This is a genomic window from Candidatus Mycolicibacterium alkanivorans, from assembly GCF_022760805.1.
Taxonomy (GTDB): Bacteria; Actinomycetota; Actinomycetes; order Mycobacteriales; family Mycobacteriaceae; genus Mycobacterium; species Mycobacterium alkanivorans.
Genome location: NZ_JAIVFL010000001.1, coordinates 2,605,423 through 2,626,669 on the forward strand (window position 1 = coordinate 2,605,423; position 21,247 = coordinate 2,626,669).

Annotated in this window: 22 protein-coding genes and 2 pseudogenes; 11 read left to right on the plus strand and 13 right to left on the minus strand. The window is 68.5% G+C overall.

Going from position 1 to position 21,247, the window contains the following annotated elements:
* Nucleotides 1-36: 36 nt before the first annotated feature.
* From K9U37_RS12920 to K9U37_RS12930, 3 genes are all read right to left on the minus strand, one after another.
* Nucleotides 37-861 (minus strand): HAD family hydrolase, encoded by an 825-nt coding sequence (locus K9U37_RS12920; protein WP_243073363.1) that lies wholly within the window; start codon nucleotides 859-861, stop codon nucleotides 37-39.
* Between the two features lie 168 nt (nucleotides 862-1,029).
* Nucleotides 1,030-1,947, minus strand: coding sequence for a DMT family transporter (locus tag K9U37_RS12925; protein ID WP_243072025.1), 918 nt, complete (start codon nucleotides 1,945-1,947; stop codon nucleotides 1,030-1,032).
* Between the two features lie 57 nt (nucleotides 1,948-2,004).
* The gene (locus K9U37_RS12930) at nucleotides 2,005-4,770 is read right to left on the minus strand and encodes a glycoside hydrolase family 2 protein (protein ID WP_243072026.1); all 2,766 of its coding nucleotides are present in this window, start codon (nucleotides 4,768-4,770) and stop codon (nucleotides 2,005-2,007) included.
* A 312-nt stretch (nucleotides 4,771-5,082) separates the two neighbouring features.
* Here K9U37_RS12930 and K9U37_RS12935 point away from each other — a divergent pair, with 312 nt between their 5' ends.
* Together K9U37_RS12935 and K9U37_RS12940 are read left to right on the plus strand one after the other, a co-directional pair.
* The gene (locus K9U37_RS12935) at nucleotides 5,083-5,748 is read left to right on the plus strand and encodes a GNAT family N-acetyltransferase (RefSeq protein WP_243072027.1); all 666 of its coding nucleotides are present in this window, start codon (nucleotides 5,083-5,085) and stop codon (nucleotides 5,746-5,748) included.
* A 65-nt stretch (nucleotides 5,749-5,813) separates the two neighbouring features.
* Nucleotides 5,814-7,097: a competence/damage-inducible protein A gene (locus K9U37_RS12940; protein ID WP_243072028.1), complete on the plus strand. Its 1,284-nt coding sequence runs from the start codon at nucleotides 5,814-5,816 to the stop codon at nucleotides 7,095-7,097.
* Here the strand turns inward: K9U37_RS12940 and K9U37_RS12945 are convergent.
* Nucleotides 7,094-7,366, minus strand: coding sequence for a hypothetical protein (locus K9U37_RS12945; protein WP_243072029.1), 273 nt, complete (start codon nucleotides 7,364-7,366; stop codon nucleotides 7,094-7,096). The genes K9U37_RS12940 and K9U37_RS12945 overlap by 4 nt on opposite strands.
* Before the next feature lie 254 nt (nucleotides 7,367-7,620).
* On the opposite strand from K9U37_RS12945, the gene K9U37_RS12950 reads away from it, so the two are divergent.
* Nucleotides 7,621-7,851 carry a hypothetical protein gene (locus K9U37_RS12950; RefSeq protein WP_243072030.1) on the plus strand — a complete coding sequence of 77 codons (231 nt, stop codon included), beginning with the start codon at nucleotides 7,621-7,623 and terminating at the stop codon, nucleotides 7,849-7,851.
* Nucleotides 7,852-7,905: 54 nt separating this feature from the next.
* On the plus strand, nucleotides 7,906-8,433 hold the full coding sequence (locus K9U37_RS12955) for a hypothetical protein (RefSeq protein ID WP_243072031.1): 528 nt from the start codon (nucleotides 7,906-7,908) through the stop codon (nucleotides 8,431-8,433).
* An 80-nt stretch (nucleotides 8,434-8,513) separates the two neighbouring features.
* On the opposite strand, the gene K9U37_RS12960 is transcribed toward K9U37_RS12955, so the two are convergent.
* Both K9U37_RS12960 and K9U37_RS12965 read right to left on the minus strand, forming a co-directional pair.
* Entirely contained in the window at nucleotides 8,514-9,428 is a 915-nt protein-coding gene (locus K9U37_RS12960) for an alpha/beta fold hydrolase (protein ID WP_243072032.1), read from the minus strand.
* A gap of 67 nt (nucleotides 9,429-9,495) precedes the next feature.
* Entirely contained in the window at nucleotides 9,496-10,956 is a 1,461-nt protein-coding gene (locus K9U37_RS12965) for an amidase (protein WP_243072033.1), read from the minus strand.
* A gap of 263 nt (nucleotides 10,957-11,219) precedes the next feature.
* On the opposite strand from K9U37_RS12965, the gene K9U37_RS12970 reads away from it, so the two are divergent.
* The 3 genes and pseudogenes from K9U37_RS12970 to K9U37_RS12980 all read left to right on the plus strand — a co-directional run.
* Entirely contained in the window at nucleotides 11,220-11,384 is a 165-nt protein-coding gene (locus K9U37_RS12970; protein ID WP_243072034.1) for a hypothetical protein, read from the plus strand.
* 99 nt (nucleotides 11,385-11,483) lie between these two features.
* Complete coding sequence (locus tag K9U37_RS12975; protein WP_243072035.1) at nucleotides 11,484-11,696, plus strand: TOBE domain-containing protein; 213 nt, start codon at nucleotides 11,484-11,486, stop codon at nucleotides 11,694-11,696.
* Nucleotides 11,697-11,698: 2 nt separating this feature from the next.
* Nucleotides 11,699-11,958 (plus strand): annotated as a pseudogene (locus tag K9U37_RS12980) (alcohol dehydrogenase catalytic domain-containing protein); the annotation flags it as partial.
* Nucleotides 11,959-12,019: 61 nt separating this feature from the next.
* Here K9U37_RS12980 and K9U37_RS12985 read toward each other — a convergent pair.
* The 3 genes from K9U37_RS12985 to yaaA form a co-directional block, all read right to left on the minus strand.
* Complete coding sequence (locus tag K9U37_RS12985; RefSeq protein WP_243072036.1) at nucleotides 12,020-13,144, minus strand: GGDEF domain-containing protein; 1,125 nt, start codon at nucleotides 13,142-13,144, stop codon at nucleotides 12,020-12,022.
* A gap of 105 nt (nucleotides 13,145-13,249) precedes the next feature.
* Nucleotides 13,250-13,621, minus strand: a complete 372-nt coding sequence (locus K9U37_RS12990; RefSeq protein WP_243072037.1) for a class I SAM-dependent methyltransferase — start codon at nucleotides 13,619-13,621, stop codon at nucleotides 13,250-13,252.
* A 94-nt stretch (nucleotides 13,622-13,715) separates the two neighbouring features.
* Nucleotides 13,716-14,462, minus strand: a complete 747-nt coding sequence (gene yaaA / locus K9U37_RS12995; protein ID WP_243073364.1) for a peroxide stress protein YaaA — start codon at nucleotides 14,460-14,462, stop codon at nucleotides 13,716-13,718.
* A 158-nt stretch (nucleotides 14,463-14,620) separates the two neighbouring features.
* Here yaaA and K9U37_RS20050 point away from each other — a divergent pair.
* Nucleotides 14,621-14,854: pseudogene (locus K9U37_RS20050) on the plus strand (CDP-diacylglycerol diphosphatase); the annotation flags it as partial.
* Between the two features lie 63 nt (nucleotides 14,855-14,917).
* On the opposite strand, the gene K9U37_RS13005 reads toward K9U37_RS20050, so the two are convergent.
* Both K9U37_RS13005 and K9U37_RS13010 read right to left on the minus strand, forming a co-directional pair.
* On the minus strand, nucleotides 14,918-15,370 hold the full coding sequence (locus K9U37_RS13005) for an Rv1352/Rv1906c domain-containing protein (protein WP_252394567.1): 453 nt from the start codon (nucleotides 15,368-15,370) through the stop codon (nucleotides 14,918-14,920).
* 57 nt (nucleotides 15,371-15,427) lie between these two features.
* On the minus strand, nucleotides 15,428-15,862 hold the full coding sequence (locus K9U37_RS13010) for an STAS domain-containing protein (RefSeq protein WP_243072039.1): 435 nt from the start codon (nucleotides 15,860-15,862) through the stop codon (nucleotides 15,428-15,430).
* Between the two features lie 335 nt (nucleotides 15,863-16,197).
* Here K9U37_RS13010 and K9U37_RS20210 point away from each other — a divergent pair, with 335 nt between their 5' ends.
* The 3 genes from K9U37_RS20210 to K9U37_RS13025 all read left to right on the plus strand — a co-directional run bounded on the left by K9U37_RS20210 (nucleotide 16,198) and on the right by K9U37_RS13025 (nucleotide 18,350).
* Nucleotides 16,198-16,818 carry a restriction endonuclease gene (locus K9U37_RS20210; protein WP_243072040.1) on the plus strand — a complete coding sequence of 207 codons (621 nt, stop codon included), beginning with the start codon at nucleotides 16,198-16,200 and terminating at the stop codon, nucleotides 16,816-16,818.
* Nucleotides 16,819-16,960: 142 nt separating this feature from the next.
* On the plus strand, nucleotides 16,961-17,467 hold the full coding sequence (gene dsbE / locus K9U37_RS13020) for a disulfide bond-forming protein DsbE (RefSeq protein ID WP_243072041.1): 507 nt from the start codon (nucleotides 16,961-16,963) through the stop codon (nucleotides 17,465-17,467).
* Between the two features lie 7 nt (nucleotides 17,468-17,474).
* Complete coding sequence (locus K9U37_RS13025; protein ID WP_243072042.1) at nucleotides 17,475-18,350, plus strand: cytochrome c biogenesis CcdA family protein; 876 nt, start codon at nucleotides 17,475-17,477, stop codon at nucleotides 18,348-18,350.
* A 77-nt stretch (nucleotides 18,351-18,427) separates the two neighbouring features.
* Here K9U37_RS13025 and katG read toward each other — a convergent pair whose 3' ends face one another.
* Together katG and K9U37_RS13035 are read right to left on the minus strand one after the other, a co-directional pair.
* Nucleotides 18,428-20,551 carry a catalase/peroxidase HPI gene (katG, locus tag K9U37_RS13030; protein ID WP_243072043.1) on the minus strand — a complete coding sequence of 708 codons (2,124 nt, stop codon included), beginning with the start codon at nucleotides 20,549-20,551 and terminating at the stop codon, nucleotides 18,428-18,430.
* Between the two features lie 105 nt (nucleotides 20,552-20,656).
* Nucleotides 20,657-21,091, minus strand: a complete 435-nt coding sequence (locus K9U37_RS13035) for a Fur family transcriptional regulator (RefSeq protein ID WP_252394570.1) — start codon at nucleotides 21,089-21,091, stop codon at nucleotides 20,657-20,659.
* Between the last annotated feature and the right edge of the window lie 156 nt (nucleotides 21,092-21,247).

A 21,247-nucleotide genomic window follows, 5' to 3' on the forward strand; every position in this document is an offset into this window, starting at 1 on the left:
ACCGACGTCCCGCACCGCACCATGTGATCGGCGCGGTCAGCTCCTGCCGTTGCGGCGCACCCGCAGCGCAAGGGAACTGAACGCCGCGCCCAGGGCGGCTCGGCCCAGCGCCGGGAAGTGCCCGATCGCATTCGCCGCTCCGCCGCGCCGGCCCGGAATGCTCAATCGCAGGACCGGCCAGTCGCGCGCGGCGGCCATTGCCGCCAATCCGGCGCGGGGGTTCACCGGCCGCGGGTGGCCGACGAGTGCCATCAACGGCGCGTCCTCGTCGCCGTCGGAATAGAAGTAGCTGCGCGCCAGGTCGACTCCGTTGGCCTCGCAAAAACGTTGGGCGGCAGCGGCTTTCTGCGTCCCCCACACGACGGGCCGGTTGATCCGGCCGGTCAACAGCCCGGCTTCGTCGAGTTCGAAGGTGTTGCACACCACGTTCGAGATGCCCAGCGCGCGAGCGACCGGCTCGGCGTGGATGGTCAGCGCCGAGGAACTGAGCACCACGGTGTGCCCGCGCTGCCGGTGCGCCTCGACGATCTCGCGCATCAGCGGGTACACCCGCTCGGACACCTGCTCGGCGAACAGCCGCTCGCCGATCTCGTCGAGGTCGGCCAGTGACTCACCGCGCAGATAACCCGCCGCCCGCACCAGCAGCCGCTCGAACTGCATGCGGCCCAGCTTGTAGCGCAGCGAAGCCTCGATGACGCCGAGAACCTCGCCGATCCGGGCCTGCCCGCGCCGGATTCGGTCGCTGGCGTGCGCGGTCGCGGTGAAGCCGGCCACCAGCGTTCCGTCGAGGTCGAAGAACGCCCCGGTGGCCGGCCCCTCGGGGCTGTGGGCGATCTGTGTGACGGGGTCCGGTGACAGCATCACCACACCATCATGGCCGAGGCTCAGTCGAGCCACCGAGTGACGGTCCCGCCGCCGAGCTTTGCGCTGGCCACGAGGTCCGCCGGGATCCGGAAGATCCGTCCCGACCAGGCCACCCAAGGGCTGCCTGCGACTCGATCGGGGGCGTCGGCCCCCGGAATTCGTGAGCTAGGCGCTCCGGCGGGTGTCCGCCCTGACGGAGGCTTCCCTGACGGAGGCTTCCAGCTCGTCTTCCCAGGCTCCCTCGTCGCGGCCCAGCGCGATGGTCGCCGCCGCCATCGCACCCACCACGACGGCCAGCACGACGGCCGAGGGCTTGCTGACCGCCAGATGCTCGCCGAGCAGTACCTCACCCAGCAGCACCGCCACTACCGGCTCCAGCACCAGCATGGCCGGCACCGAGGCCCGCAGTGAGCCGGCGTGAAACGCCGACTGCTGCAGCAGTGTCGCGATGACACCGATGACGATCAGCAGGTACAGGATGGGGGAGGCCAGCAGCTTGACCATGTTGCCGTGGGTGACGATGTGCATGACGAGCTTGGTCAGCGCCGCCACCACACCGAACAGCACGCCGACCCCGACCGCCAGCAGGATCGCCCGCCGCCAGTCGGAGAACCGCACGGCCACGCCCGCGCAACCTGCGACGAACAGCAGACTGATGCCCGCCACGAGTCCGGCGGGCAACACGGCACCGTCGTAGTCGCCGGGCTTCGTGCGGGCCAGTGCCACGAAGATGCCCAGCGCCACGGTCAGCAGAACGGCCCAGCCCCACTCGGCGCGCGTCACCCGCCGGTGGGCCAGCCGGGCGCTGAGCGGAAGGGCGAACAGCAGCGCGGACACCAGCAGGGGAGCGACGAGCAGCAACGAGCCGAAGGCCAGCGCGACCGCCTGGAACGCGTACCCGGTGACTGCCGCGGCGGTACCGGCCCACCACAACCGCCGGCGCAGCAGCGTCGACACCATGACGGTGCTGACACCTTGGTCAGCCGGAACGTCCATCGTCGCCCGCTGGCGGACGACGATGCCGATGGCTGCGAACACCGCACCCGCGAGGGCTGCTGCCACAACCAGGGCGTGTTGCAGCAATGTCGTCAGTCCCTTCCGCGGTGTCGGCTGTAGCACCGAATGTAGGCCACGCGAGCGTCAGCGCACCTGCACGACCGTCGGCGTGCTGTTGTAGCCGGTGACCCGTACCCAGTCGGCGGGGGGCCCGCCGGCGGGAACGCGCCCCCCGATGGAGACGGTCTCGCCCGGAAACACGGTGACGTAGTTGTCGTCGTACTCGATCGGCAGGATCTCGTCGGCCAACGGACTCGGCAGCAGCTCAGCGCGCTCGAAGAAGGCGACGCGCGGCGTCGGGTTGTGCAGCGTGATGGTCACCTTCTGGCCTTGGGCGTCGTCGTCGCCGTCGGCGTGTGCGCTGATGTCCAGCGGCACCTTGGGCATCGCGTTCAGCGCGGTCATGTCGGCCCAGCTGACCTGTTTGGTGTCGAAGGCCGCGTCATTGGACGGCGGCCCGACATCGTCGACCCGCCGGGACTGCCAGTAGACGTTGCCGGTGACAAGGTGACCGGCGGAGTCGAGCAGTTCGCAGCGCACGAAGAACACCGGGGAGTCCGGTGGCCCGGGCGGCAGCGTCATGACCGGTGCAGCGCTGCCGGGGCCGATGGCGATGTCGTCGGAGGCCCGGTCGTCGCGCAGCCGGCCCGACACGTCGTAGGTGCGTACCCGTACCCGCAGCTTGTCCTGCCCGTAGGGGGTCTGGTTGACGACGGTGACGTGCGCCTGGCGGTGGTTGCCGGTGGCATAGGAGTCGAACACCACCGACAGCGGACGCAGGCCCTTCTTGGCGCCGTAGTAGGCCCCGCCGGGCCGCAGGTAGTAGTCGAAGATGTTGCCGAAGAACGACGGCCAGTGGCTGTTGAGCATCCAATAGATCGTCATCTTGTGGCCGTCCCAGCCGTTGGCGGCGAATGACTCGAACTGCGCGCGAGTGGCCTCGTAGTGGGCCAGCTGCGCCTTGTCGGCGAATACCTGGGCGTTGGGCGAGGGACCGTAGCGGCGGTCTATCACCCGGCGCACGTTGACCAGCTGAGAGTTCTGCGGGCCCGACCCGGCGTGGAAGAACCAGGTGTCGTTGATCGGCCACAGCTTGTCGGGCGGGATGAACTTGCGCAAGCTGGAATAAGGCGGGATGTGCTCGTTGTCGCCCTGCTCGGCCGAGGAGCCGCGGGCCGCGCCGTAGCGGCCGCTGAACCAGTAGGAGGGCGGCCGCCAGCTGTACGGGCCGGCCATCTGGATGCCGTCCCACGTCGGCTGGCCGCTGCTGTCCCGGTTCAGCGACGACACCGTGTCGACGGTGGCGTTCTGCCAGTGCAGGTCGGTCAGGATGCGGTGGTAGTCGGCGAGCACCTCGGCCGGCGGGCGGCCGTCGCTGCCGTTGGCCCAGACGAACACCGAGGGGTGCGAGCGCAGCATGTCGATCTGCGAGCGCATGCTCTCCTGGGCGACGCGGCGGTCCTCGTCGTCCCACTGCTGCCACTTCTCCCACTGGTTGCAGCACATCCAGCCGTACATCAGCGGGATGCCCATCTCGTCGGCCATCTCGACGAACCGCGCGGAGGAGATCTTGGACTCCAGTCGCAGCATGTTCAGCCCGAGGTCTTTGGCGTAGCGCAGGATCGCGGCGTCGCGGTCGGGGTCGTACCGGTAGAGCAGGTCGGGGGTGTAGGTGGCCCCGCGTACCAGGAAGTCCTTGCCGTTGACCTCGAGGTAGAAGTTGCCCCCGGTGCCCAGTTGGGCGAACGAGTCATCGCCGTCGCGCCCCTGGGTGATGGTGCGGATCCCGAACTTTGAAGAGGCGGTGTCGGTGACCGTGCGGTTCTGGACGAAGTCCAGCTTCAGGTCGTACAGGTCGGGGTGACCCATCGTGTAGGGCCACCACAGGTCGGGGTGGCTGACCGTCAGCGCGGCGAACCGGTCCGGGGTCAGGCTGATCTCCCGCTCTTCGCCTGGTTTGAGCGAGACGGGTTCGTCGACGTGGATGGGGGCCTTGCCGTCGCGGGTGATCGTCGCGCGCAGCACACCGCTCACTCTCTCGTCGGAGTAGTTGCGCAGGCCGGTGTAGATTGTCAGCCGCGCGCTGTCGGTGTCCGGCAGCGGCAGTTCGGTGTTGACCGTGGCGGCGCCGATGGCCACCGCGCCGGATGTCTTGAGGTACACCGGTTTCCAGATGCCGGCGTTGCGGTCGGGGACGAACGAGTTACCGTTGGCCGGATTTTTGTCCGGCCCCTGGTAGCCCAGGTAACGCCAGTTGATCCAGTCGTACCAGCTGTCGGCCAGTTCGACACCGTTGATGTCCTGGATGGCCCGTTCCGGAGTCACCTTGACCGCCAAGACGTTCGGGGTGCCCTGCTGAATCCACGGGGTCACGTCGAGTTGGTGGTCGTCGTACATCCCGACGATCTGGCGGTTGTCGGCCACCCGGTGGCCGTTGAGCCAGATCTCGGCGCGGTAGTTGATGCCCGGGAAATCCAGCAGGTAGGTGCGCTGCCCGGCCGGGGGACTTAAGGTCGTCCGGTACCACCAGTCCTGCTTGTAGAGATCCTGCGGGACCTCGGTGAGTATGTTCTTGCCGTAGTACAGGTTGGGGTAGGTGCCGTCATCCTGGAGGGTCTGCAGAACCGTGGCCGGCATCCGGTTCACCGGGTGCCACCCGGAGTCGTCGTAACCGGTGCTGGACACCGCCTTGCCGTCGGCGCCCAGATCGGTGGCGGACTGGAGCTTCCAGCCGGTGGACAGTTCGAGGTCCTGGGCGGCCTGCGGCGGGGAAGCTCCGAAGATCCGGCAGTCCCCGGCGTACACCAACAGGAGCACGACGACGACGATCGCTCCGAACGTCTTCGCCACCGTCCTCCAACTCCTTGCATCGATGTTGCGACAAGACAACGGCTCGGCGAACGCCGGGTGTCGCCGATACATCTTGGCAGAGCCGCAGTCTGGTCGTCGTGTCTGGTTTATGTGGAACGCAGCACAGGTACCTGATGCAACCGTACGAGCTGACCGAACGCCTCAACGTCGCGGACAACATCCGGGAACAGTTCGGTTCCCACTGAGACCAGCGCCGCTACGACCACTTCGTGGACCCCGCGCCGAAGACCCAGGGAAAGCCGACTTAGCAGGGACGCCGCGGAACCGTGCCCGTCGATCTAGGCTTACGCCATGACTGATCAGGACCGCGCGGCAGCCCGCCGCGAGATTGCCGATGCCCTGCTGACCGCGCTCGAACGCCGCCACGAGGTGCTCGACGTCATCGTGGAATCGCCCGACCGCTCCTCGGCGATCGAGGCCATCACCGCGCTGCTGGGCAAGTCCCGGAGGGGCGGTGAAGCCATCATGGGCATGTCCTTCGACCAGTTGACGAAGGACTCGCGACGCCGGATCGCCAAGGAACTCGACGACCTCAACAGCCAGCTCAGCTTCACCCTCGGTGAGCGCCCGGCAAGCTCCGACGACCGGCTGTATCTGCGGCCGTTCTCCCACGACGCCGACCGCGACATCTTCGCGGTCCGCACCGACGAGATGGGTGCCGCAGGCGACGGATCGGGTTCCCCGGCCGCCGATCTCGACGCCGAGATCCGTTCCGCGCGAGAGCGTCTGCACGCCGAGGAGGCGGCGTGGTTCGTCGCCGTCGACGGTGAGGACAAGGTGGGCATGGTCTTCGGCGAGCTCGCCGGCGGCGAGGTCAACGTCCGCATCTGGATTCACCCGGACCACCGCAAGAAGGGCTACGGCACCGCCGCGCTGCGCAAATCCCGATCGGAGATGGCGGCGCACTTCCCGGCGGTTCCACTGGTGGTGCGCGCACCGGGGGGCGGCGCGGGCTGACCTCGCCGGGATTGCTGTCGACCAGACCTGAGCCGCGCGCGGGGTGCTGCGTAGTGTCGCACGGTATGAGTACGCGTGCGGGAATCGTGGTCACCGGCACCGAGGTGCTGACCGGACGCGTGGCCGACCGCAACGGCCCGTGGGTGGCCGACCGGCTGTTCGAGCTCGGCGTCGAGCTGGCGCACATCACGATCTGCGGTGACCGGGCGAGCGACATCGAGGCGCAGCTGCGTTTCCTCGCCGCTGAAGGCGTGGACCTGATCGTGACGACTGGCGGGCTGGGACCGACGGCCGATGACATGACGGTGGAGATCGTCGCCCGTTTCTGCGGCCGGGAGCTGGTCCTGGACGCTGAGCTGGAAGCCAGGATCGCGGCGGTCCTGAAGTCGTTGATGGCGCGCTACACCGGCGTCGACTTCGATGCGGTGCGCGCCGCCAACCGCAAGCAGGCCATGGTTCCCGTCGGCGCGCAGGTCCTCGACCCGGTCGGTACCGCGCCCGGGGTGGTGGTGCCCGGCAAGCCGACAGTGCTGGTTCTACCCGGGCCGCCCTGGGAACTGCAGGCCATGTGGCCGGCCGCGATGGCCAGCGACGCCGTGCAGCAGGCGATCGTCGGCCGGACCATCTATCACCAGGACACCGTCCGCATGTTCGGGCTGGCCGAGTCAGGTCTGGCCGAGACATTGCGCGAGGCCGAGAGAGTCGTTCCGGGATTCGCCGACCTTGAGATCACCACCTGCCTGCGCCGCGGCGAGCTGGAGATGGTGACCCGCTATGAGCCGCGTAGTGCGGGGGCGTACCGGCAGTTGATGGCCGTCGTCCGCGACCGGCACGGCGCCTTGGTGTTCTCCGAGGACGGATCCCTGGTCGACGACCTGGTGGCACGGTTGCTGGCCGGCCGGCGGATCGCGACCGCCGAATCGTGCACCGCCGGTCTGCTCGCGGCCCGGCTGACCGACATCGCCGGCTCGTCGGCCTACGTCGCCGGTGGGGTGGTGGCCTACGCCAACGAGGCGAAGGTCGATCTGCTGGGAGTCGACGCGGCTCTGATCGACGCACACGGCGCGGTGTCCCAGGAAGTGGCCAAGGCGATGGCGGACGGGGCGCTGCGCCGGTTCGACGCCGATACCGCCGTGGCGATCACGGGGATCGCCGGCCCCGGCGGCGGGACGGCGGACAAGCCGGTGGGCACCGTCTGGTTCTGCGTGAAGCTGGCCGAGGGCACCACGGTGATTCGATCTCTTCGTCTGCCCGGGCAGCGCTCGGACATCCGGGACCGGTCCACGACCGTGGCCATGCACCTCTTGCGGCGCACGCTCCTCGGCGAATTCGGCGCTCTGGAAGCCTAATTCAGGCAGATCTGGGCGTCTTCGACCGCCAGGTCATACGCCACGGCGCTGTCCGGATCGCACAGCGTGTCGAAACGGGCACCGAGGTTCGCCAGTTCCACCACGAGTTCGGCGCGGTCAAGGCCGGCATCGAGGGCGGCGTCGAGCAAGCCGAGGATCTCGTCACGGCACATCGCCGCGCCGTTGACACGAAGGCCGGCGGCTTGGACCTGACGCGCCGCGCGGATCATCCGCCGGGCGTAACGCCGCTCGTCTGCGAATTCACTCATTCGGGCAGCCTTTCGATGGCGGTGCGGCGACCAAGCCGTCCGTGCACCGGTTTCTTCAGCACGCGTTCAGACTGCCGCTCCGGCGCCGTCGCCGACAGGGACTTGTGGCCCTGTCTTGGCGGGCAATTTGACAAACCGACCAGAGGTCAAAACGCCCGTGAACAATCAATCTGTTTGCCCGGTTCGAGCGGAATTGCGCGCGTAACGTAATCCCCGTCCGCTCAGTGCGTCTCATTGTCGGTGGGAGAACGAGAATGCGAAAAATCATCATGGGCTTTGCCGCGGCCGGCATCATTGCCGGCTCATTGACGGGTGCGCAAACGGCCAATGCAGCGCAACCGAACCATGCCACCCCGTCGAGTCCGAACAATTCCGCACCGATCGTCACCGCGCTCGACTGCCACGGCACCACCGGCAACATGGGCTGCGGGCCCGGCTTCTTCTGGCGTGACGGCTGGCGCGGGTGGGGCTGTTACCCCTGCTGACCCGGCACTCAGCCCGGATCCGTCCAAGCATTCACCCGAATGGAAGGCTTCGCCATGAACACTCGTCGCCTCGGCGGGCTCACCGCCGCGCTCTTCTCGTCAGCTTTGACCTTCGGTGCCGGCCTGGCAGTGGCGGACCCCGGTGACTACACCGCGTTGATCATCGACCCCAACGTGGTCACCGACTCGCAGGCGTACACCGCGACACCGCCGACGCTCAACCCTGGTGGCCAGCCGGGGGCCAGGACGGTATTCACCCACCGCGACGGCCGCACGATCACCGACACGGTCTGGGTGTTGACCGATCCGGCCGCCGCCAGCAGCGCCATCAACCAGGCGCAGGGCAACCTCGCCATCGCCAACCAGAAACTGGTGTCGGCACCCGTCGGCTCCGGCGGCCAACTGATCAGCGGCACATCACCGGATGGAACGCGGTCGTTGAGCGTCCTGTATTTCACCGAGGGCAATGCGGCATCGACAATCGAATTCGCCGGTCCGTCCGCCGACCCGGCACCCTCGGACCTGGTGATCGAAATGGGCCAGAAACAGGATGCGCTGATCAAGAGTCGACTCGGCGCGTAGCCGGCGATCATCCGGTCGGCAGGTGCCGAGGCCGCCACCGCCACGACATCGCGGCTGCGACGAGCGAAATCAGTTTACTGTCAATCCTTTTCGTCACGGTCCCAGATGTCGAGCATGCTATTCAGAATGTCTTCGGCCCGGCCGAGTCCGGCGAAGTGGCTCTCACCGGGCAGGTGGTAGAGTTCGGCGTCGGGCAACCCGTCGACCACGTGCCGGCCGTGGGCGAACGGCACGATGTGGTCGCGGTCGCCGTGCCACCACCGGATCGGGACCTTCACCTCGTCGAGCCGGAATCCCCAGTCCCGGGCGAAGACGACGATGTCGGCGAACGGTGCCGCCAGCTGCTTGCGGCTGCCGTTGAGCAGGTCGTCGAGGAACATCGCTTTGAACTCCGGACGGACCAGCATCTTGCGGTCGGCCTCCGGGGAGATCCCGGCGTAGAGGTACAGCGCCGGCCCGGCCACCGGCCGGATCAGCCGGATTATGGTGCTGGCGGCCAGCCGGATCGGACCGCCCGCGACCTCGATCAGCGGGGCGACGACCGTCCCGAGCCCCATCAGCCCACCGCCGATCGCATCCGGCCCTACCGTCGGCGCCACGCCACCGAGCACACCGGCAGCCACCACCCGCTCGGGCATCGCGGCGGCGCATGCCAGGGCGTACGGCCCACCGCCGGACAGCCCCACGACCGCCATCTTCTCGACACCGAGTGTGTCGGCGATGGTGCTCAGATCGCCGGCGAAGGCCAGCACGTTGTCGTACTGGAACGGGGTCGACGAACCGATTCCGGGGCGGTCGATGCCGATCAGCCGGATGCTGCGTAGCTCGGCGAAGACCCGCGCCTCCATCGGGATCTGGCGCCGCGCGCCCGGCGTTCCGTGCAGCCAGAAGACGGCCCGGCCCGCAGGATCGCCGAATTCTGCGAAGCCGATCTGGCGGTCCTCGCCGACAGCGATGTTGCCCTCAAGCTTGGGGCGGGCGACGGAGAGGGCCATGGGCCCAGTGTCCCACGCGCCACATGCGGCGCCCGCGGGTTCCGCCAACGGCGAAGCGGCCACCGGGCTATCGACCTACCCACCCCGCTGGCCGACGCGCTGACCAGGGCAGTTCCTGCTCGAGCGCGGCGGCGAGCTGCAGCAGAACCGTTTCCTCGGGCGCCATCAACTGCACGCCGATCGGCAGCCCGTCGGCATTGACCGCCAGCGGTAGCGAGATGGCCGCCCATCCGGTCACGTTGCCCAGAGATGTCCATCCGGTGTGCGCGAACTCGACGTCGAAGAAGGCCCGGGTGGTGCCCTGCGGTTGGTCCAGCACGCCATAGGACGGCGGCGGGCTCACCAGTGTCGGAGCCAGGAACACGTCGTGGTTCGCCATACCTGCGGCGAAGCTGCGGGTCTGGGAATGAACGGTGCCGATGGCGTCGGCGTAGGCCACGCCGGTGGTGGTGAAACCCTCCCGGATCATCACCCAGGTGCTGGGCTCGAACTCGTCCTCGCGTGGGTCGCGGCCCAGGTGCGCGCGGGCGAAGCTGTAGAGCCGCACGTTGCTGACGTTGTGCAGGACGGCGATCGCATCGGCCACTGCGTCGGCATCGAATGACGGCGCGCCCGTTTCCAGCCGGTGCCCGAGGCCTTCGAACACCCGCGCCGCCGATTCGACAGCGTCGACGACGCCCGGGTCGGTATCGGGTGCCGGGAACGGGGAGCAGGTCGACACCAGGATGCGCTGAGGTTTCGGTGCCTGCCGAATGGCTTGCAGGAACGGCTGACTCGGCGGTGTTGCGTTGTACGGATCGCCGGGAGCCGATCCCGTCACCGCGTCGAGCAGGGCGGCGCTGTCACGAACGGTCCTCGTCAGCGCATGTTCGACGGCCAGGCCCTCGAGCAGATGGCCGTCCGGCGCGAACGAGGTGCGGGCGCGGCGCGGTTTGAGCCCGACCAGTCCGCAACACGCCGCGGGCACCCGAATCGATCCCGTCCCGTCCCCGCCGGAGGCGGCGGGCACCACGCCCGCGGCCACCGCCGCCGCCGACCCGCCCGAGGAGCCTCCAGGGGTGATCAACGGCGACCACGGGTTGACGGTGCGACCGAACAGCGACGGCTCGGTGGTGCAGTGGTTGCCCCACTCCGGGGTGTTGGTTTTGCCGAACACGACCAGCCCGGCGTCGAGGTAGCAATCGACGATCCAGGCGTTGTGCTGCGCCACGTGGGTGCGAAGCGCGCGCGAACCCATCGCCTCCGGCGCACCGGCCAGCGAGGCACCAAGATCCTTGAGCAGGAACGGAACTGCGGCCAGCGGGCCGGCCGAGCCTGCCCGCACAACGCCGGAGGCGTCGATGGCGGCGGCCCGCTCACGGCCGCGATCGAATAGGTCGGTGATGACGGCATTGAGTCCGCGGGCGGCTTCCAGCCGCAGGATCGCCGCTTCCAGCAGCTCGGTGGCCGACAGCTCGCCGGCAGCGGCCAGCTCGGCTTGTCCTATCGCGTCGGTGTCGGCGAGTTCAGCGGCCAGCGTCGCATCCATTGCACGGATCTTCGCCGCCCCGGCCGGGGGTGGCAACCCGGGTGCGGCGCTAGTTGCCGCCCGGCGAGCGCCCCCCGGTGCGTCACCGACAGCGGGAGGCGAAACAACAGGTCAGGCCCACTTTTCTGGTGATTCCCTGTGCAGCGGCTGGGGGCACGCTGACAGCCGGGCCACCACGTCCGATATCGAGTTGTGGCCGGCCGGCACACCGGTCGCCACCTGTACGTCAGCGCGGGTTCGCCGAGATGCGGTTCACTGGTGACATGGCACCAACACGTCGGCACCGAGCACGCCGGCTGCGCGATCCGCTGTCGGTGGGTTTCGAGGCGCATCGCGGGCTGCTGATCCTGCGCCTGCGCTGGCATGAGCGCTCCGCCCGGCGCGCCGCCGCCTCAGATGGCGGTCTTGTTGACTCTCCGCCGGTGTGACGACGGCGTCTCACCACAGAACTTAAGCCCGACGGCGAGAGTTCTGCGTAGGCTCGGGAGGCACCGCTTTCGGCCGACTTCGAACCAACGGAGGATCTCATGCGTTTGTCGACCCGCAATCAACTCAAAGGCACCATCGTCGAGGTTCAGCTCGGTGCGGTGATGGCGACGGTGAAGGTCCGCCTCGGCGGCGGCGATCAGGTGGTGACCGCCTCGATCACCAAGGATGCCGCCGAGGAGCTCGGGCTGGCCGAAGGCCAGCCGGCGACGGTGCTGGTCAAGTCGACCGAGGTGATGATCGGAGTCGAGTAGCCATGGCGACCACGCGCTCCGAGCGGTTCGACGCCGACACCAAAACTGTTGCGCAGGAGGATGTTCCGATCCCGCGCCGGGCGAGGGTGAAGTCCTGGTCAAGGTGGCGTTCAGTGGCATCTGCCATTCCGACCTGAGCCTGATCAACGGCACCTTCCCCGCTCAGCGCCCGGTGGTCACCCAGGGCCACGAAGCTTCCGGGACCATCGCCAAGCTCGGCCTCGGGGTCAGCGGGTGGTCCGAGCGGGTCCGGGCGACGCTGCGCCGTGCGCTCGACGGCGCGCCGCCAACACTATTCCGCGCTGAATCCCGTCGCCGGACAGTCAGATCAGTGACTCGGGCAGATCATCATCGTCGTCGTCGGAGATGCTGAGGTCGGGGTCGGTGACGAAACGGACCTGATTGCCCCCGGCCCGCCGCGCCTCGTGCATCGCCGTGGTCGCCAGCGCGACGATCTCGTCGAGCACCCCGTGGGGGGGATGCTCGGTCAACGGACGCAGCGGCGTGCTCACCACCCCGATGCTCACCGTCATCCCGTTCGGCGTGGTCGCGATCGAGCCACGGGCCCGCTCGACCAGGGGTGAGGGGTCGGGGCCGGTGAACGTGTCGGCGATGAGGAATTCCGCCTCGCCCACATGGGCCAGGATCGCGTCGCGGCGAACGGTCTCACGCAGGGCCTGCCCGGCCGAGACGCGCGCACGGTCGCCCCCGCGATTGCCGAGCATGCTCACCATGGCCGCGAAGCTGTCGATGTTGACCACCGCGATCACGAAGTAACGGTCGTCGGTCCGGTTGCGCGCGCCGAGCAGGGTGGCCGCCTGCTCGTAGAACGAGTCGCGGTTGAACAGCCCGGTCAGTGGCTCGACTCCGTCGGGCCAGGCGTCGGTGCCGGTCAACTCGACCACCACCCGGCGCGAGAACGCGGCGAAGACGTACAGCAGGGTGTTGAGCACCACCGCGATCAAGCCGAGGGCAATATCGTGTGCGGCGATACGCACCGCGAGAAACACCGTCGTCGCCAGCCCCGTGGCCATGATGAGCGCCGTCAGCCGCAGGGCGTGGAACAGCGAGGTGTAGCCGATGACGAACGTCAGCGCCGTCGCCCCGAGTACCCCCTGCAGCGGATCCTTGGGGATCACGGAGCCAACGACGATGGCCACGGTCACGACGAACACCTGGATGATGGATTCGCGGCGCGTCGGCCAGCGGCGCCGAAGCCAGCTCAACCCGCTGACCAGTGCCAGAGCCGACGCCACCGCCCAGATCAACCGGCCCATGGGCAGCTGGGAGGCTGCGGAACTGAACGTGGCCAGCGCGGCCAGAAACCCCAGGCCGAAGCTGATCGCCGCGATCACCCTAGAGGTCAGGGTCTGCGCACCACGGGCGGCGAGCATGGCGGTGAGGCGGTAATAGTGATCGGGGCTGCGGCCGTTGAACCCCAACCTCATCATTGGTTCCCCTCAGTCATCACGCTGACTGCTCGGTGTGCCCAGCAATCCCCGGTGTGCCCAGCAATCCCCGAACACCCCGTCCGCCATAGCCGGGACCCGAGCCTAGCGAACACCACCGACACTGGCCAGCTTGTGCACCGAGACGGCGTAATCGCCGCCCTCGAACGGTTCATGGTCCCACGTCGCCCACCGCGCCGCGAGCTGCAGACCGGTGGCGACGGCCAGCCCGTCGTAGCGCTCGAGCGTCAGGCGGTCGGCTCGCATACTGAAGCCGGCGACCAGCAGACCGCCCGCGGTCAGCCGGCCGGCCAGTGCGGCCAACGTCCTGGCCTCGGTGCCCGGCTCCAGGAAGATCATCACGTTGCCGGCCAGCACAACGACGTCGAAGGGCCCGGGCACAGCCGACCCCAACTCCGCCAGGTCGGCTTCGATCCAGGACAGCTCGGGCGCCTTGGACGTCGCCGCCGCCTGCATGCGCCAGCGCGCGTCGTAGTCATCACCGCGCGGTGCCTCGGATTACTGCCACCGGGTCATGCCCTTCATCGTGGCAGAACTCCGCCCGGGCGGGTCAGGCCGAAACGACGACGGTCAGCTCGTTGCCGCTGCGCTCGACTTTCATCCCGGCCCGGCGGGCAACGGCGGCGACAGCCGCCGCGTCCCCGGCCTCGGATCTGGTCGTGGCCAGTGCGCGGGCGAGCCGCCCCTTGTGCGCCTTGTTGAAGTGGGTGACCACGGTGCGCCTGCCGTCGGGGTGCTCGGCCAGAACGTCGACGCGGACCGCGTCGGGCACCTTGCCGAGCGCGGCGTAGGACCCCGAACGCAGGTCGACCACCAGGTCGCGACCGGCCAGTTCGGCCAGCACCGGCTCGAGCACCGGACGCCACCGGGTGGCCAGGCCCGGTCGGCCGGGCAGCTTCGAGGTCGCCGACAGCCGGTAGGCGGGTATCCGGTCGTCGGCGCGCAGCAGGCCGAACAGGGCCGAGGAGACGAACAGCCGGGCCCGGGCCCGGGCTGCCTCCACATCGTGCAACGAGTCGACGTCCAACGCGTCGAAGAGGACACCGGTGTAGCGCTGGATGGCTGGCAGCGTCGCAGCGGTACGCAACGCGGCGTTGCGGTCGATCTCGGCGTCCTGCGACGGCGAGAGACCCAGAGCGCGCCGACTGGCCTCCCGGTCGCCGGCCAGCGCGACCAACTCGTCGACCAGCGCCGCGCGCAGCCCGCCGAGCTCCGGACTGCCCAGCGAGTCGAGCAGCAGCGGCGGCCCGTCACCGCCGGGGCGTTTGGTCTCCGACGGCGGCAGCAGCACGATCACGACGCATGACGTTAACGGGGCCGAAAATCGGGCATTCACACACCACCGGGCGGCCGCCGCGGCGAACCGGTTGCGCCGGCGGACCGTGTCGTCGCTGACCCCGAGCAGCTCGGCTGCCTCACGGATACGGATGATCGGCACCCGCCAAGCCGGCTCCGTTGCCCATTCCCCTTGCTGGACATAGCTATACGGCCATGGCGGTGCCCGGCAGTGAGCTCGAGGCCGACCCTTTCGCCTTGCTGGCCGACGGCGTGCCCGGTGCCCGCGCCGACATGGGCAACTACACGCTGGTGGTCGCCGGCGCTGACAATGTGGGCGGTGGACCCGGGTTCATCATGCTGGCCGACCGTGCCGACGGTGAGACCGGTGACTTCGCAGGGGGCGAGCAGTTGCAGGACCACGACTTCTGTCCGGCGCAGCTACCGGCGACGAACTCCACCGCACAGCAGGCGGCCTCAGGATGGAGGCAGCTGACCGTTTCCGGACTGACCGGCCAGCCCGTTGAGGACGTCGAGGTAGTGGCGCAGCTGCAGCTGGGACAGCCACGGCGGGGTGTCACCCGGCGGGGGAGCGTCGGTGAGGTGCCACGGCTGGCAGCCGTTGGTCTTGAAGGCCGTGTCGGTGGGGTCGATCCAGACGACCTGCGGCTTGGCGCTCATCGCGTTGTCCAGTGTGGTCTTGCCGTCGTCGCCACCGACGCGCTTCCAGTAGCACTTGTCGCCCTCGACCGGTCCGGCCGAGACGTAGGTTCCCGCCACGATGTCGGTGCCGATCGCATAGGTGCCCGCCTGGTCCATCGCGGTCCGCGGCATGACCGGCGGTGCGGGGGCCGGGGTGCTCGGATCAGCGGATGCGACACCCGCAGCCAGCACCAGGAACCCGGCGGCCAGGGCCGCGGCGACGACCATGTTGTTCGATCGGACCACGACAACAGGGTACGCGGGCCCGCGATGGAGCCGATCCGGCTAGGCGGTCTTGCTCAGCAATGGCAGCAGGAACCGGCGGCGGTTGAGGATGGCGTCGTCGAACTCGTGCTCCGCCTCGGCCACCGAGCCGACGATGGGGAACAGCACGTCGTTGTTGCGGGCGCGCAGCCGATGCATCACGACGTCACTGCCGACAACGGCCCAGTCCACACCGGCGGCGTTGCACCGCTCGTCGATCTCGGCAAGCAACCGGACGGACTGCGGGGTGAACGAACTCACACCACTGAGGTCCAGGACGAACGGCTTGTCGTTGAGGACGAATCGGTTGACGCATTCGGCGACCAGGTCGACGTTCGAGGCGTCGATGCGACCGCCGATGGCGACCACGGTCGCCGCATGCCGGAAATGAGCACGAACGTGTGCGCCCTTGTGGTCAACAGCAGGGTTGCCGTAGCGCGAGGTGAAACTCGTCATGTGCGGCCTCATTCCGGTCATAGTGTGCGTCGCGTGGCCCCTCGCGGTTGCCCCACCCTTGACTCGTAGGCTATGCCGCAAAGTTAAGGTCACCGGGAGCAGTGACTAAAAACCTGTTAAGAACGCATGTTTCACCGGAGACCCCCGCATCGAGCAACGTCGGCAGGAAATGCGACGCCGCTGACCTCTCGTTCAGCGCCGGAAGGACCCGATTGGTCAGCGGCTGCACCGATTTCCAGGCCACCTCGACCGGCATACCGTCCACCGGATCACGGTTTGGGCAGACCGGGCCCGTCGCGGGCCGTCGTGTCCGACCGCGCCGATACGGTGACGGCGTGCGCGAGGAGTCGACCGCCTTCACGACTGCCCTGCAGTGGCTGGCGCTGTGGTTGGCCGCGACAGCGCTGCTGGCCCTCGGGGGTCTGCTGAACAGGGCGGTGTGGGTCCTGGCCGCCGCGGCCGCAGTGCTCACTGTGGTCGCTGCATGGCGCGCGCTACTGGCCTATCTCAACCATCGCCGGAATCTGCGGCTCGAGGCGCTCTACCGCTCGAGCGGGCAGGCCGCTGTCGACTCGATGACCGGTGTCGAATTCGAGCACTACGTGGCCGCCGTCCTGCGGGGCAGGGGATACAGCGTCGAGTTCACCAGGGCCACTGGCGATTTCGGTGTTGATCTGATCGCCACCCGGAACGGCGTGCGTACCGCGGTGCAGTGCAAGCGGCAGGCCCGCGCCGTCAACGGTGCGGCCATCCAGCAGGTCGTCGCGGGTGCCGCCGTGCACGACTGCACCGCCACCATGGTGGTGTCGAATCACCGCTACACCAGTGCCGCACAGCACCTGGCCGAGGTGCACAATTGCGTGCTGGTCGACCGAACCCGCCTGGCGCGGCTGGCCCGCACCCCGGTTCAGCCGACGAAGCGGTCGCGGGGATGCTCGGCGGTTAGGCAATTCTGACCCTGGGCCCCACGCCGTAGCAGCGGTGTCACAACGCCGATACCGTGAACCCCAGAACCGCCAAAACCGTGACATACACACGGGCCGGCTGCACCGTCGGCTGCGCGTTGCACGGGACAGTCGACGACCGGGAGGTCATCTCATGAAGCTTCGATTGCACAGTTTGCTCCGATCGGCCGCCCTCATGCTGGGCGCCGCCGCGCTGGTGGTGAGCGTCACCGAGGCGCCGGCGGCCCGCGCCGACGACCAACTCAACTTCACCGGCACCACATTGAGCGGGGCACCGTTCAGCGGCGCCAGCCTGCAGGGCAAGCCCGCCGTGCTGTGGTTCTGGACGCCGTGGTGCCCGTTCTGCAACGCCGAGGCCCCCAGCGTCAGCGCGGTGGCGGCGGCTAATCCGAAGGTCACCTTCGTCGGGGTCGCGGCCCGGGCCGACGTCGGCCAGATGGAGAACTTCGTGTCGAAGTACAACCTGAACTTCACCAACCTCAACGACGCGGACGGATCGATCTGGGCCAGGTTCAGCGTGCCGTGGCAGCCGGCCTATGTCTTCCTGCGCCCGGACGGAACCTCGACGTTCGTCAACAACCCCACCTTGGCGATGTCGCAGCAGGAGCTCACCGACCGGGTGCGCGCACTGGCGTCCTGAGGCGGCCGTGGACCAGAATCTGGTCGCCCTGGCGTTCGCCGCCGGGATGGTCGCAGCGCTGAACCCGTGCGGATTCGCCATGCTGCCGGCGTACCTGGCGCTTGTGGTCAACGGTGACGATGTCGGGCGCCCCGCGGCGATCGGCCGGGCACTGGCGGCCACCGCGGCGATGGCGCTGGGCTTCCTGACGGTGTTCGGAGTGTTCGGTTTGCTGACGGTGTCGGTCGCGTCGACCGTGCAGCAGTACACGCCCTATCTGACAGTTGTGGTCGGCATAGTGCTTGTGGCCCTTGGCATCTGGTTGCTATCGGGCCGGGAGCTGACCGCGGTGAGCTGGAATCCGGCCCGCCTCGGTAGCCGGTGGACGCCGACGGCGCAGCTGGGGTCGATGTTCGGTTACGGCGTCGGCTACGCGATCGCCTCGCTGTCGTGCACCGTCGGGCCGTTCCTCGCGGTCACCGGCAGCAGCATGCGCAGCGGGTCGATTCTCCACGGCCTGCTGGTCTACCTCGCCTACGTGGCGGGCATTGCGCTGGTGGTGGGCGTGCTCGCGGTCGCGGTGGCGGTGGCCAATGCCGCGCTGGTCGACCGGATGCGTCGCGTGCTGCCCTACGTCAACCGGATCAGCGGGGTGGTGCTGGTGGTGGTCGGGCTGTATGTCGGCTACTACGGCGTCTACGAGATCCGGCTGTTCAGCGCCGAGGGCAACGCGCAGGATCCTGTCATCAACGCCGCGGGCCGGCTACAGCGGGCTCTGGCGGGGTGGGTCTACGAGCACGGCGCGTGGCCGTGGGTGCTAGCCGTCGTGTTGCTGGCGGTGACGGCAGCGGTGGTGTGGGCGCGACGACGGCGACGTCGCAGCGCGGTTCCCCGGTCGGCGTAGCTAGCGGCTATCTACTCCGCTGCACGTCGCTACGAACCTCCGGGGGCGCTGCCCGCGGGGGTTCGTAGCGTTGAGCGTCAGTGCAGGTCGAACCGGTCGTTGTTCATGACCTTGACCCACGCCGCGACGAAGTCCTTGACGAACTTGTCCTTGGCGTCGTCCTCGGCGTACACCTCGGCCAGCGAGCGCAGCACCGAGTGCGAGCCGAAGACCAGATCGTTGGCCGTCGCAGTCCACTTGGTCTTGCCGGAAGCCCGGTCAACGCCGTCGTAGACGTTCTCCGACTCCGCCGACGGCTTCCACTCCGTGCCCATGTCGAGCAGGTTGACGAAGAAGTCGTTGGAGAGCACACCGGGCCGGTCGGTGAACACGCCGTGCTTGCTGCCGCCGTAGTTGGCGCCGAGGGCACGCAGACCGCCGACGAGCACCGTGAGCTCCGGGGCGGTCAGGTTCAGCATGTACGCCCGGTCGACGAGCAGACGCTCGATCTGGGTCTTCTCACCCGGCCGGATGTAGTTGCGGAACCCGTCGGCCCGCGGCTCGAGAACCGCGAACGACTCGACGTCGGTCTGGTCCTGCGAGGCGTCGGTGCGACCGGCCGCGAACGGCACGGTGACCGCGACGCCGGCATCCTTGGCCGCCTTCTCCACCGCGGCCGAACCGGCCAGCACGATCAGGTCGGCCAGCGAGATCTTCTTGCCACCGGATGCCGAGGCGTTGAAGTCCTGCTGGATTTTCTCGAGGACCGGAAGCGCCGTGGCCAGCTCGGCGGGCTCGTTGACCGCCCAGCCCTTCTGCGGCTCCAGCCGGATCCGGGCGCCGTCGGCACCGCCGCGCTTGTCGGTGCCGCGGAAGCTGGACGCCGAGGCCCACGCGGTCTTGACCAGCTGGCTGACCGACAGGCCTGAATCGAGCACCTTGGCCTTGAGCGCGGCGACGTCGCTGTCGTCGACCAGTGCGTGGTCGACCGCTGGGACCGGGTCCTGCCAGAGCTGCGGCTCGGGAATCCAGGGGCCCAGGTAGCGGCTGACCGGACCCATGTCGCGGTGCAGCAGCTTGTACCAGGCCCGCGCGAACGCGTCCGCGAGTTCCTCGGGGTGCTCCAGCCAGCGGCGGGTGATCTTGCCGTAGATCGGATCGACCCGCATGGTCACGTCGGTGACCAGCATGGTGGGCTTGCGCTTCTTGGTGGAGTCGAACGGGTCCGGGATGACCTCGGGTCCATCCTTGGCCTCGAATTGCCATGCGCCACCGGGGCTTTGGACCAGCTCCCACTCGTAGCCGTAGAGGGTCTCCAGGTAGCCGTTGTCCCACTTGGTGGGGTTGGGCTTCCACACCACCTCCAGGCCGCTGGTGATGGCGTCCTCACCCTTGCCCGAGTGGTAGGAGCTCTTCCAGCCCAGGCCCTGCGCCTCGATGGGCGCGCCTTCGGGCTCCGGGCCCACCAGGTCGCCGCTGGCGGCGCCGTGAGTCTTGCCGAAGGTGTGCCCACCGACGATCAGCGCGGCGGTCTCCTCGTCGTTCATCGCCATCCGGCCGAACGTCTCGCGGATGTCCTTGGCCGCGGCCAGCGGATCGGGCTTGCCCTCCGGGCCTTCGGGGTTGACGTAGATCAGACCCATCGTGGTGGCGCCGAACGGGTTGTCCAGCTCGCGGTCACCCGCGTAGCGCTTGTCGGTGCCCAGCCAGGTGTCCTCGTAGCCCCACAGGGTTTCCTCGGGCTCCCAGATGTCCTGGCGGCCGAAGCCGAAGCCGAAGGTCTTGAAGCCCATTGACTCCAGGGCCACGTTGCCGGCCAGCACGATCAGGTCGGCCCAGGAGATCTTCTGGCCGTACTTCTTCTTGATTGGCCACAGCAGGCGGCGGGCCTTGTCCAGGTTGGCGTTGTCCGGCCAGCTGTTGAGCGGGGCGAAGCGCTGGGCGCCCTGGCCACCGCCGCCGCGGCCGTCGAAGATGCGGTAGGTGCCCGCGGCGTGCCAGCTCATGCGGATGAACAGACCGCCGTAGTGGCCGTAGTCGGCGGGCCACCAGTCCTGCGAGCTGGTCATCAGCGCAACGAGGTCGGCCTTGAGGGCGTCGACGTCGAGCTTGGCGAACTCCTCGGCATAGTCGAAGTCGGCTCCCAGGGGGTTGGCCTTCTCCGGCTGGGCGTGCAGAACCGAGACGTCGACCTGGTTGGGCCACCAGTCCTGGTTCCTCATGGGCCGGTGCGCCTGGGGTTCAGGCGGATTGATTCCCGGGTTTTGGCTTTCGCTGTTAGACACTTCGTCCTTCTTTCTCAGGAGTTGGTGAGACACCCACCGCGATCACGGACGTGATCCCGAAGCTTGCTCAGTCGAGCACTCGGGGCACAGGCCCCAGTAGATGACCTCGGCCTCGTCGACGGCGAAACCGTTGTCGTCGGAGGCGGTCAGGCAGGGCGTGTCGCCCACGGCACAGTCGACGTCGCCGATCACCCCGCAGATCCGGCAGACGATGTGGTGATGGTTGTCGCCGACCCGCGACTCGTAGCGCGCCACCAGGCCCGAGGGCTGGATACGACGCACCAGCCTGGCTGCGGTCAGCGCGTGCAACACGTCGTAGACCGCCTGGCGGGAGACGTCGGGCAGGCTGGCCCGGACCGCGCCGAAGATCGTCTCGGTATCGGCATGCGAGTTGGCGTGCACCGCGTCGAGGACCGCGAGGCGGGGGCGGGTCACCCGCAGGTCAGCCGCACGCAGCTGGTCCTCGAAATCCGCCATCGACGTCACAATTACGATTGTGGCACCGTTTTCTGGACTGAGTCAAGATTTTGTCGCAGGTTCGGAAGAAGCACGTGATCAGGGGACCCGTACCGCTCTGCCCGGGACCTGCGGTGGGGGTGAGTGGAGCGACGGGTACCGCTTTCCGCAGGCCGA